General features: G+C 70.2%; 8 protein-coding genes and 1 pseudogene. 7 read left to right on the top strand and 2 right to left on the bottom strand.

Annotation, left to right across the window (positions count from 1 at the left end):
• Positions 1-2: 2 nt before the first annotated feature.
• The 4 genes and pseudogenes from otsB (at position 3) to AADZ78_RS05695 (ending at position 6,584) form a co-directional block, all read left to right on the top strand.
• The gene (otsB, locus tag AADZ78_RS05705; RefSeq protein WP_085252942.1) at positions 3-1,169 is read left to right on the top strand and encodes a trehalose-phosphatase; all 1,167 of its coding nucleotides are present in this window, start codon (positions 3-5) and stop codon (positions 1,167-1,169) included.
• Positions 1,170-1,249: 80 nt separating this feature from the next.
• A complete protein-coding gene (locus AADZ78_RS05700; RefSeq protein ID WP_276063628.1) occupies positions 1,250-4,132 on the top strand; it encodes a PE family protein in 2,883 nt (960 codons plus the stop codon).
• Between the two features lie 155 nt (positions 4,133-4,287).
• Positions 4,288-4,410: pseudogene (locus AADZ78_RS28925) on the top strand (hypothetical protein); the annotation flags it as partial.
• A 209-nt stretch (positions 4,411-4,619) separates the two neighbouring features.
• The gene (locus AADZ78_RS05695; RefSeq protein WP_085251242.1) at positions 4,620-6,584 is read left to right on the top strand and encodes a PE family protein; all 1,965 of its coding nucleotides are present in this window, start codon (positions 4,620-4,622) and stop codon (positions 6,582-6,584) included.
• Positions 6,585-6,679: 95 nt separating this feature from the next.
• Here the strand turns inward: AADZ78_RS05695 and AADZ78_RS05690 are convergent, their stop codons facing one another.
• Entirely contained in the window at positions 6,680-7,552 is an 873-nt protein-coding gene (locus AADZ78_RS05690; protein ID WP_085251231.1) for a MaoC family dehydratase, read from the bottom strand.
• Between the two features lie 95 nt (positions 7,553-7,647).
• On the opposite strand from AADZ78_RS05690, the gene AADZ78_RS05685 reads away from it, so the two are divergent.
• Entirely contained in the window at positions 7,648-8,361 is a 714-nt protein-coding gene (locus tag AADZ78_RS05685; protein ID WP_085251230.1) for a histidine phosphatase family protein, read from the top strand.
• Positions 8,362-8,400: 39 nt separating this feature from the next.
• Positions 8,401-10,335 (top strand): SDR family oxidoreductase, encoded by a 1,935-nt coding sequence (locus AADZ78_RS05680; RefSeq protein ID WP_085251229.1) that lies wholly within the window; start codon positions 8,401-8,403, stop codon positions 10,333-10,335.
• Here the strand turns inward: AADZ78_RS05680 and cmaA1 are convergent.
• A complete protein-coding gene (cmaA1, locus tag AADZ78_RS05675; protein ID WP_085251228.1) occupies positions 10,312-11,199 on the bottom strand; it encodes a cyclopropane mycolic acid synthase CmaA1 in 888 nt (295 codons plus the stop codon). The two genes, AADZ78_RS05680 and cmaA1, sit on opposite strands and share 24 nt — an antisense overlap.
• 32 nt (positions 11,200-11,231) lie before the next feature.
• Here cmaA1 and AADZ78_RS05670 point away from each other — a divergent pair, with 32 nt between their 5' ends.
• Positions 11,232-12,149, top strand: coding sequence for a nucleoside hydrolase (locus tag AADZ78_RS05670; RefSeq protein ID WP_085251241.1), 918 nt, complete (start codon positions 11,232-11,234; stop codon positions 12,147-12,149).
• Positions 12,150-12,164: the final 15 nt, after the last annotated feature.

Here is a 12,164-nt window from a genome sequence, read left to right as displayed (position 1 = left end):
TGGTGCGCAAGTTGGGGCCGGTCACCATCGACCCGCGCCGCCACGACGCGGTGCTGTTGGACGCCGTGTTGGACGCGACGGCGCTAGCCACGCAACTGCGCGACGTCGGTGTCGGCATCGGAGTCTTTTCGTCGGGCGGTGACCTAATCGAGGCGACCGATCGGCTGTCCGCCCGGCCGAGCCGATCCGTGGTCATCGCAACTGACCCGGTCGGCGTAACTGCCGCGCGCGACGCCGGATTTGCACTGGTAATCGGTATAGACCCAACCGGACACCGCGACGCCCTCCGCGGCGCCGACACGCTCGTCGCCGACCTCGGTGAAATCAGCGTCCGAACCGGGGACCGGCGAATGTCTGAGCTTCCGGATGCGTTGCAGGCCCTCGAGCTATCCGACGGCCTCACCGCCCGGCGGCCAGCGGTGTTCTTCGACTTCGACGGCACGCTGTCGGACATCGTCAACGATCCCGACTTGGCCAGGCCCGCGCCCGGGGTGGCCGAGGCGCTGCAGAGGTTAGCCACCCATTGCCCGGTGGCGGTGCTGTCTGGCCGCGACCTCGCCGATGTGTCCCAGCGGGTGGGCCTGCCCGGCATTTGGTACGCCGGCAGCCACGGATTCGAGCTGACCGCACCAGATGGCACGCACCATCAAAACGACGCAGCGGCGGCCGCCATACCGGTGCTGGAACGGGCGGCTGGAGAGCTGCGCGACGAGCTCGGGTCAATTCCTGGTGTTATGGTGGAGCACAAGCGCTTTGGTGTCGCCGTGCACTATCGCAATGCCGCGCGCGAACGTGTCGGAGAAGCGGGCGCGGCCGTCCGCGCCGCGGGACAACGCCACGGGCTGCGGGTGACGACGGGCCGTGAAGTCATCGAGCTGCGTCCGGATATCGATTGGGACAAAGGCAAAACGCTGCGCTGGGTGATCGATCACCTGCGCGCTGCCCCCCGGGCAGGCGGTGCTCCGCTGGTGCCGATCTATCTGGGCGACGACATCACCGACGAGGATGCTTTTGACGCCGTCGGCGCCGATGGTGTCCCAATTGTGGTGCGGCACACCGATGATGGTGACCGTGCCACCGCCGCCCTGTTCGCGCTTGACAGTCCCGCACGGGCCGTCGAGTTCACCGACCGGCTGGCTCGTCAGCTCGGCGGCGCTCGGGTTAATTAGCAGAGGGCGCGTGGATACCCGGAAATCCAGACGCGCTGCCGCGGTCGGCGATACGCTCGCACCGTCGACGGGAGAGGGTCATGTCATTTGTAATCGCGAACTCGGAGACGCTGGCCGCGGCTGCAACTGACTTGGCCGGCATTAGGTCGGCGATTAGTGGTGCGAGTGCGGCTGCGGCGGCTCCCACAGTGCAGTTGGCAGCAGCGGCTTCCGATGAGGTGTCATTGGCTGTTTCGGCGCTGTTCGGCCAGCACGCTCGGGCCATTCAGGCCGCCAGCGCGCAGGCGACGGCGTTTCACGACCAGTTCGTCCAGCTCCTGAGCGGCGCGGGCGGCTCCTATGCCAGCGCCGAGGCCACCAGCGTCGAGCAGATGTTGCTGGACGCAATCAATGCGCCCACCCAGACGCTGCTGGGCCGCCCGCTAATCGGCAACGGCGCCGACGGGACGGCGGCCAGCCCCAATGGCGGGGCCGGTGGGCTGTTGTACGGCAACGGCGGCAACGGCTTTTCCCAAACGACTGCCGGAGCGGCCGGCGGCGCTGGCGGATCGGCCGGGTTGATCGGCAATGGCGGTGCCGGTGGCGCCGGTGGGGCCGGCGCGAACGGCGGCGCAGGAGGCAACGGCGGCTGGCTCTACGGCAGCGGCGGGGCAGGCGGCAACGGCGGTGCGGCCATAGTGGCCGGCGGCAACGGCGGCGCCGGCGGGGCCGGCGGCGGCGCGTGGCTGTGGGGCAACGGTGGGGCCGGGGGGACCGGCGCGGCCGGCATGGCCGGCACGGCGGGCGTCAACACCGGCGACCCCGGGATCGCCGGTGGCGCCGGGGGCAGCGGCGGCAGCGGGGGCAACGCCGGTCTCCTGTTCGGCGACGGCGGTCACGGCGGCGACGGCGGCGCCGGCACCAAGGGCGGTAACGGCCATGAGGGCAGCACCGGCGGCAGTGGCAGCATCGGCGGTGGCGATGGCGGCGACGGCGGCGCCGCCGGAGCCGGTGGGACAGGCGGGCGCGGCGGATTGCTGACCGGCACCGGCGGCGACGGCGGCGACGGCGGTACCGGCGGTGGCGGCGGCACCGGCGGCAACTTCAAAGGCAGCACGGGCAGCGCCTCTGGCGGCAACGGGGGTCTTGGCGGCGCGGCCGGGGCCGCCGGCAGTGGCGGCGACAGCGGGTGGCTGGACGGCAACGGCGGCGCGGGCGGCAACGGCGGCAACGGCGGCGCCGGCGGCGCCGGCGGCGGCGACTTTTCCGGGGGAGGCAACAACGGCACCAGTCAGGTCGGCGCCAATGGCGGGGCGGCTGGGTTCGGCGGGAACGCCGGATGGCTATACGGGGCGGCCGGGGCCGGCGGCGCCGGCGGGTCCGGTGGGGGCGGCGCCAACAGCTCCATCACGGCACTCGGTGCTCCTGGCGGGGCGGGCGGGCGCGCCGGGCTCTTTGGCACCGGCGGGGCTGGTGGAACCGGCGGTGCCGGTGGAGTCAACAACAACGTAGGTCCTGGCGGCGGCACGGGCGGGGCCGGCGGGGCCGGCGGAGCCGGCGGGTTGTTGTCCGGTAATGGCGGAGCCGGCGGGGCCGGCGGCGCGGGTGGATTGAACAGCAGTGGCGGAGGGGCCGGCGGCGCTGGCGGCGGCGGGGGGGCCGGCGGGTCCGCCGGGTGGCTCTACGGCTCCGGAGGCGCCGGCGGGACCGGCGGGGCCGGCGGCGCACAGGACGCAAACGGCCCTGGCGGCGCGGGCGGCCTCGGCGGGGCCGGCGGCGCGGGTGCCTGGCTGGCCGGCAACGGCGGGGCCGGCGGGGCCGGCGGGGCCGGCGGGGCCGACCCCGACAGTGGTGGTGCTGGCGGCAATGGTGGCGCCGCCGGGAACGCCGGGCTGATCGGCGACGGCGGCGCCGGCGGCGCAGGCGGCGTTGGCGGGAAATCCTCGGGCGGTACCTCCCCGGGCGGGGCCGGCGGCAATGGCAGCGGGGGCGGGGCTGGGGGCTTGCTTTACGGCAACGGCGGCGCCGGCGGGGCCGGAGGGGCCGGCGGCAGTAGCACCGTCGGCGGCACCACGAACGTGCCGGTTGGTGGGGCCGGCGGTGACGGTGGGGCCGGCGGGGCCGCCAGGGGCATCGGTAATGGCGGGGCCGGTGGCGCCGGCGGTGACGGCGGGGCCATCGGCGCCGCTAATAGGGGCACCGGAGGCGCTGGCGGTGACGGCGGGGCCGGCGGCAGCGCCGGGTGGTGGGGTGACGGCGGCGCCGGCGGTGATGGCGGCCTCGGGCAAGCGGCGGGCACCAAGGCCGGTACCACGAATGGCAGCGTTGGCAGGAACGGCGGCAACGGCGGCAACGGTGGCAATGGCGGCAATGCTGGGCTGCTATTCGGCAACGGCGGCAACGGCGGCGACGGCAACGTCGGTGGCAACGCCAACGCCGGCAGCACCGGCAGCACTGACGGGGCGGGCGGGACCGGCGGCAACGGCGGTGCCGGCGGCACCGGTGGCTCGGGCGGCCGCAGCGGGATGCTGATCGGCAACGGCGGCAGCGGCGGCAACGGCGCAGTCGGTGGCAATGGCGGTGCCGGCGGCAACGGCGGCGCAGTCGCCGGTGGTGGCGGCGGTGCCGGCGGCAACGCCGGCGCCGGTGGCACCGGCGGTAGCGGTGGGACCGGCGCTAACGGCGGGCTGCTGTTCGGCAACGGCGGGACCGGCGGCAGCGGCGCGGCCGGCGGTGGTGGCGGCACCGGCGGCACTGGCACCAACGGCATCCACGGCACCAGCGCCAACGGTGCCAACGGAGGTGCGGGTGCTCTCGGCGGAAATGCCCAGTACATCGGCAACGGCGGCAACGGCGGCGGCGGCGGCAACGGCGGGACTGGTGGCACCGGCGCCATCAACGGCACCGGTGGACTTGGCGCCGCCGGGGGCACCGGCGGGGCGCTGTTCGGCACTCGCGGAACCAATGGGGCCGATGGGACCTAAACGCTAGGCCGCGACGCGTATTTCCACCGTGCCGTCGTCAGCACCCCCCGGTACGAACGACACCACAAGTGAAGGGCGGGTCGCCGCGCCCCAACACCTCAACCACCGACGCCAGGGGACCCAACTTCGCGACCAGCTCGGGTCGATCCCGTGTTGTGGTGGATCATCGATCACCCGCACGGTACCCGTGGAAAGACGGTGCTCCGCTGGTGCCCAGCTATCCGGGCGACGACATCACCGACGAGGACGCGTTTGACGCGCCTTGGATCGTCCGGCACAGGTGAGCGATGCACCGACCGGCCGGCTCGTCAGCTCGGCGGCGGTGACGACACGGATCTTGGCCGCTAGTCGAGCAGTAACCGTCCGCCACGGCCCGCGGCCGCAGTTTGGTCAAAATGCCACATCATGCGACCTCGTTGTGATACCCATGACCAAGGTTGTTGACATACGTCAAGACACCAGTCAAACCGTGCCCGGGAGGCAAATGATGTCGTACGTACTGGCAGATCTGGAGATGTTGGCCGCCGCCGCCGGCGATATGGCCGATATCGGCTCGTCACTTGGCGCGGCCAACGCCGCGGCCGCCGCCTCGACCACCGCGGTGCTGGCGGCTGGCGGTGATGAGGTGTCGGCGGCCATCGCGGCACTGTTCTCCAGCCACGGCCAGGCATATCAAGCCCTCAGCGCCCAGGCCAGCGCGTTTCACGCGCAATTCGTGCGGGCCTTGAGTGGCGCGGGCGGGGCGTACGCCGGCGCCGAGGCCGCCAACGTCCAGCAGACCCTGCTGGAGGCGATCAATGCGCCCACCCAGACGCTGCTGGACCGCCCGCTGATCGGCAACGGCGCCAACGGGACGGCGGCCAGCCCGAACGGCGGCGACGGTGGGCTGTTGTACGGCAACGGCGGCAACGGCTACTCCCCAACGACTACCGGAGCGGCCGGGGGCACTGGCGGTTCGGCTGGGTTGATCGGCAACGGCGGGGCCGGCGGCAACGGCGGGTGGGGTACGGCCGGCGGCGCCGGCGGCACCGGCGGATTGCTGTACGGCAACGGCGGTGCCGGCGGCAGCGGTGGTGTAGGCGCCGGCCTAGGCAGCACCGGCGGGGCCGGCGGGGCCGGCGGCAGGGCTTGGCTGTGGGGCTCGGGCGGAAACGGTGGAGCCGGCGCGCTCGGCGCGGTGGGCGACGCGACTCATCCCGGCGCAGCGGGCGGGGCCGGCGGGGCCGGCGGGGACGCCGGGTTGCTGGCCGGCACTGCCGGGGCCGGCGGCAACGGCGGTGACGGCGGGAGCGGCTTTAACAATGCGACCGCTTCGGCCGGCGGAGCAGGCGGCAAGGGCGGCCACGCCGGACTGTTCGGCACCGGTGGAACCGGTGGGGCCGGTGGCGTTGGCGGGACAAATTCCGATACCGGCCCGTCCGCGGGCGCCGGCGGCGCTGGCGGTGCCGGCGGAGGCGGAGGGTACTTGCTCGGCGATGGCGGCGCCGGCGGAGCCGGCGGAACCGGCGGGCTGAACACCGTCGGAGGCGGCAAGGCAGGCATCGGTGGGACCGGCGGGACCGGCGGCGAGGCCGGGCTGATCGGCGCCGGCGGCCACGGCGGCGTCGGCGGGAACGGTGGGAACCAACCTGCTGGAGTAGGCAACGGTGGGGCCGCCGGGAGCGGAGGCGCCGGTGGGGCCGGCGGGTGGCTGTCCGGCAATGGCGGCACCGGTGGAGACGGCGGGGCCGGCGGGAGCAATACCTTCGGCGGCAGTAACACCACTGGGGGCACCGCCGGCCACGGTGGGGCCGGCGGCAGCGCGCGGCTGATCGGCACGGGCGGCCGCGGCGGCACAGGCGGAACCGGCGGGGACACCGCCGGCAGGTTTGCCGGTGCAGTCGGTGGTGCCGGCGGTAACGGCGGCGCCGGCGGAAACGGCGGGTGGCTGTACGGCGATGCCGGGGCCGGTGGGGGAGGCGGCACCGGTGGGAACAACACCGGGAACACCCCCGACGCGGCGGGCGGCAATGGCGGGAGTGGTGGCAACGGCGGGACTGGCGGCACGGCCGGACTGCTTGGCGGCAACGGCGGCGCCGGCGGAGTCGGGGGAACCGGCGGTAACGGCGGGATGACCAGCAGGACCGCCACGGCCGGTAACGGCGGTACTGGCGGCCTTGGCGGCGCAGGCGGCCACGCCGGCCAGCTTGGCAACGGCGGCTCGGGCGGGGCCGGCGGGTCTGGAGGGATCGGCGGCACCGGCGTGCTCGGTGCCGCCGCCGGGACCGGCGGTGCCGGCGGCGGCGGTGCGGCCGGCGGGAACGCCCAGTTCATCGGCAACGGCGGCAATGGCGGTAATGGCGGGGCCGGCGGGACTGGAGGGACACCTGGCACCGGCGGACATGGCGCAGCCGGCGGCACCCGCGGGTGGCTGTTCGGCGCTCCCGGAGCGCACGGCACCGACGGAACCTAGACTCGCGCTTAACACCCCCTGCCGGCGACGGCGAGCAGACGCGAAAGCCCCCAAAATCGGCCGATTTTGGGGGCTTTCGCGTCTGCTCGCCGGAGCTACGTGACCACGTACTCCACCGCGCCGTCGTCAAGAACCACGCGAGCGTCGGCGCCGTCGGAACCGGCGACCTCGGTGCGAAACACCGCCTTGCCCGGCTCGGTGCGCCAGATCACGGTCGACAGCGTCTCCCCGGGAAACACCGGCGAGGTGAACCGGGCCGCGATCGAGGTGATGTTGGCCGCCACACCGCCGCCGAGCTGGGCGACCAGCGCGCGGCCCGCCACCCCATAGCTGCACAGCCCGTGCAGGATCGGCTTGGGGAAACCGGCCAGCTCCTTGGCGAACCACGGGTCGCTGTGCAGCGGGTTGCGGTCACCGGACAGGCGATAGATCAGCGCCTGATCCTCACGGGTGGGCAGGTCGATCCGGGCATCCGGCGCACGATCGGGTATTTCCGGTGCCACCGGCCGCTGGCCCGGCACTCCCCCGAAACCGCCCGCACCCCGAATGACCAGCGTGGTCAGCGTCTCGGCGATCAGCTTCCCCGATTCGGGGTCGGTGCCGCGGCCGCGCAGCACGATGATCGCGTTCTTGCCCTCACCCTTGTCCTGGATGTCGGCGACCTCGCTGACCACCGACAGCTTGCCCGCCGGCGGCAGCGGTGCATGCAGCCGGATGCCTTGCGAACCGTGTAAGAGCAGGGCCCAGTTGAACGTTCCGATCTTCGCCGCCGCCCCGAATGCCGGGCAGCAGATCACCGCATAGGTCGGCAGCACCTGCTGGGCGATGTCGTGGCTGTTCTCGGTGGTGAAGGACAGATCCTCGGTGCCGGCGCCGACACCGAGCGCATATAGCAGCGTGTCCCGGTCGGTCCACTCGAACAGCATCGGTTCGGTGACCGCGCCGATGGCACTCGGGTCAATCGCCATACGAGTCTCCTCTCGATTGGAAAATCGAAGCCTTTTCTGCACCTAACCTTCCCAAACCCTTCCCACCGACACGGTCGGCAGGGCAGGCTATCGCCATGTCGAAGCGCAGCATGATCTGGAAGGCCCACAAAGTCCTCGCCGTGCTCGCCACGGCAGTGTTCGTCGGCGCTTGCGGCGGCGGCAGCCCCCAAGCACGGACCATCACCCTGACCTTCATTCGCAATGCACAGTCCCAGGCCAATGCCGACGGGATCATCGACACCGCCGTACCCGGCCCCAGCCTCAGCGCCGACGGCAAAGGCCAGGCCCAACAGCTCGCCCACCAAGGGTCACGCAACCAGTTCGACAGCATCTACGCCTCTGCCATGGCGGCAGACCAACAGACCGCCGCGCCACTCGCCAGCGAAATCGGTAACCAGGTCGAGATCCTTCCCGGCCTGCAATCCCTCAATGCCGGTTGGTATAACGGCAAACCAGACTCGATGGCCAACTCGACCTACATGCTGGCGCCGGTGGACTGGATTCGCGGCGATGTCGACAACAGCATCCCGGGCTCGATCAGCGGCAGTGAGTTCAACTCACAATTCACCGCGGCCGTCCGGAAGATCTACGACAGCGGTCACAACAAGCCGGTCGTGTTCTCCCAGGGCACGGCGATCATGGTGTGGACGCTGATGAACGTCAAAAACCCCAAGGAAAGCCTGCTCACCAGCCATCCACTGCCGAACATCGGCCGCGTGGTGATCAGCGGCAACCCGATAACCGGCTGGACGCTGGTGGAATGGGACGGCATTCGCAGCTTCACCTGACGGTTGACGCGCGCCGCCGCATGCCGCCACCATGGCTGAATGCGGTATGTCGTTACCGGCGGTACCGGGTTTATTGGGCGCCACGTCGTATCCCGTCTGCTACAGAGCCGACCCGATGCGCGGGTGTGGGTGCTGGTCCGCCGCGGTTCGCTGGGCCGGTTCGAGCGCCTCGCCAGCCAGTGGGGTGACCAAGTACGGCCGCTGGTCGGCGACCTGACGGAACTCGGATTGACCGAGGAGACCATCGCCGAGCTGGGCGAGGTCGACCATCTGGTGCACTGCGCGGCGGTCACCGTCGACGGCACCCGCGCCACGGTCGCGCTTGCACAACGGCTGAACGCCACCTTGCACCACATGTCGTCGATCGCCGTTGCCGGCGACTTCGCCGGCCAGTACACCGAGGCCGACTTCGACGTCGGCCAGCGATTGCCGACCCCGTATCACCGGACGACGTTCGACGCCGAATCCCTGGTCCGCTTCACCCCGGGGCTGCGCTACCGTATCTACCGCCCTGGGGTGGTGGTCGGTGATTCGCGCACCGGTGAGATGGACAAGATCGGCGGGCCGTACCACTTCTTCGGCGTGTTGGCGAAGCTGGCGGTATTGCCGTCGTTCACTCCGCTGCTGCTGCCCGATATCGGACGCACCAACATTGTCCCGGTGGACTACGTGGCCGATGCGCTGGTGGCACTCATGCACAATGAGGCCTTCAATGGGCAAACGTACCACCTGACTGCGCCGAAAACCGTTGGGCTGCGCGGCATTTACCGCGCAATTGGCACCACGGCCGGCCTGCCCCCGGTGCGCGGCTCGCTGCCTCGCTCCGTCGCCACGCCGATATTGAAGGCGAGTGGCCGCGCCAAGGTGCTACGCAATATGGCCGCTGCCCAGCTGGGAATTCCCGCCGAGATTTTCGACGTCGTCGAATGCACGCCCACCTTCGTCTCCGACGAAACACGACACGCGTTGCGCAGCAACGGGATTGAAGTACCGGAGTTTAGCACCTACATGCCCAAGCTGTGGCAGTACTGGGCTGAATATCTTGACCCTGATCGCGCCCGGCGCGCCGATTCGTTGAACGGCCGGCACGTCATCATCACCGGCGCGTCCAGCGGTATCGGCCGGGCGTCGGCGATCGCGGTCGCCGGGCGCGGTGCCACGGTGTTCGCGCTGGCCCGCAACGCTGACGCGCTAGACAAGCTGGTCGCCGAGATCCGCGCCAACGGAGGCCAGGCGCACGCCTTTACCTGTGACGTCACCGATTCCACGTCGGTGGAGCACACCATCAAAGACATCCTGGGCCGCTTCGATCACGTCGACTATTTGGTGAACAACGCCGGTCGCTCGATCCGCCGCTCGGTGGTCAATTCCACCGACCGGCTGCACGACTACGAACGGGTGATGGCCGTCAATTACTTCGGCGCGGTGCGGATGGTACTGGCGCTGCTGCCGCACTGGCGCGAACGCCGGTTCGGCCACGTCGTCAACGTTTCCAGCGCCGGCGTGCAGGCCCGAAACCCCAAGTACAGCTCATATCTGCCCAGCAAGGCGGCGCTGGACGCGTTCGCCGACGTGGTCGCCTCCGAGACACTGTCGGACCACATCACGTTCACCAACATCCATATGCCGCTGGTCAGGACACCGATGATCGTGCCGTCACACCGGCTCAACCCGGTGCCGGCGATCAGCGCCGAGCACGCCGCAGCAATGGTGGTGCGGGGGCTCGTCGAGAAACCCGCGCGTATCGACACCCCGCTGGGCACGCTCGCCGAAGTCGGCAACTACTTCGCGCCCAAGCTGTCGCGGCGCATTCTGCATCAGCTCTATCTGGGCTACCCCGATTCGGCTGCGTCACAGGGCATTTCGACCCCAGAGCTGCACCGCACCGCCCGGCGGCGGAAGCGGCCAGCGCGCGTGGGCGTCCCGCGACCGGTCAGACGCTTAGGGAGGCTAGTGCCCGGCGCGCATTGGTAGTCGCTTCGCACAGGTGAACTGGTTGACGTCGATGTATCCGATGCGGAACATCTCGGCGCAGCCGGTCAGGTACTTCATGTAGCGCTCGTAGACTTCCTCGGATTGCAGCGCGATCGCTTGATCTTTGTGGGCTTCCAGCGCCGCGGACCAGATGTCGAGAGTCTTCGCGTAGTGGGGTTGCAACGACTGTACGCGGGTCACGGTGAACCCGTTTGCGCTGGCGCGATCGGCCACCATCGGTATCGACGGCAGCCGCCCACCCGGAAAGATCTCGGTCACAATGAATTTGAGGAATCGGGCAAAGGTGAACGACATGGGCAAGCCGCGTTCGTGAATCTCCTTCGGGTGCAACCCGGTGATGGTGTGCAGCAGCATGACCCCGTCCTCGGGTAACAACCGGTGGGCCCGGGTGAAGAACGCGTCGTAGCGCTCATGCCCGAAATGCTCGAACGCGCCGATGCTGACGATCCGGTCGACCGGCTCGTCAAACTGCTCCCAGCCCTGCAGCAGAATCCGCTTGCAGCGAGGGCTTTCCGATTTGTCGATCAGCCGCTCGACGTGCTGGGCCTGGTTCTTGCTCAGCGTCAGGCCGACGACGTTGACGTCGTATTTTTCCACCGCGCGCATCATGGTGGCACCCCAGCCGCAGCCGACGTCGAGCAGTGTCATGCCCGGTTGTAGGCCGAGTTTGCCCAGCGCCAGGTCGATCTTGGCGATCTGAGCCTCTTCCAGTGTCATGTCGTCGCGCTCGAAATAAGCGCAGCTATACGTTTGGGTGGGATCGAGGAACAGTCGGAAGAAGTCGTCGGACAGGTCGTAGTGCGCCTGTACGTCCTCGAAATGCGGTGTTAAGTCGTCGGACATTGGGACAGCGTAATCGGCGTATCGTGGCGGCGGTGAGTGCGGTTTTCGTCGACGTCGATACCGGCATCGACGACGCGATCGCGCTGATTTATCTGCTGGCCAGTGACGACGCCGAGCTGGTCGGCATCGCCTCGACCGGCGGGAACATTTCGGTCGACCAGGTGTGCGCGAACAACCTCGGTGTGCTCGAATTGTGCGGGGCCGCAGACATTCCCGTGTCCATGGGTGCCCGCGAGCCACTCAGCGGCCGGTGGCCCGACCAGGCAAAGTTCCACGGCCCCAAGGGTTTAGGCCATGCCGAGCTGCCGCCCACCGATCGCGGCCGCACCAGCTACGACGCCGCCGCAGCTTGGGTCCGTGCCGCACACACGTTTCCCGGCGGGCTGATCGGGTTGGTCACCGGCCCACTGACCAACCTGGCGCTGGCGCTGCGCGCCGAACCCACGCTTCCGACACTGCTGCGCAGGTTGGTGATCATGGGCGGTGCGTTCGGCGGCGACGTGATGGCCGAATGGAACATCCGCTGCGACCCCGAGGCGGCCGGCGAGGTGTTCGCGGCATGGACTGGGCAACGACAACTTCCCATCGTGTGCGGTTTGGACCTCACCCGGCGGGTCGCGATGACACCGGACATCCTGGCCCGGCTGCCGGCTTCGTCCCCGCTGATCCGGTTCATCGAGGACGCACTGCGGTTCTATTTCGAGTCCCACCAGGCTCGCGGACATGGGTACCTGGCTTACCTACACGACCCGCTGGCCGCCGCGGTGGCGCTGGACCCGGAACTCATAGCGACCCGGGTGGCGACGGTGCATATCGAGCCGACGGGTGCGACGGTCGCCGATTGGTCGGGGAACCAACCATCCAACGCGCGGATCGGCATTGCTGTCGACCCGACGGCGTTCTTCGATCGCTTCATCGAACGGGTCGCATCGTTCACGCGCCGACGATGAAGGCCAGCGAGACGG

This window comes from Mycobacterium riyadhense, assembly GCF_963853645.1.
GTDB lineage: Bacteria > Actinomycetota > Actinomycetes > Mycobacteriales > Mycobacteriaceae > Mycobacterium > Mycobacterium riyadhense.
The sequence above is the reverse complement of the archived record's forward strand: the minus strand, read 5'-3'. Positions and strand labels throughout refer to the sequence as shown.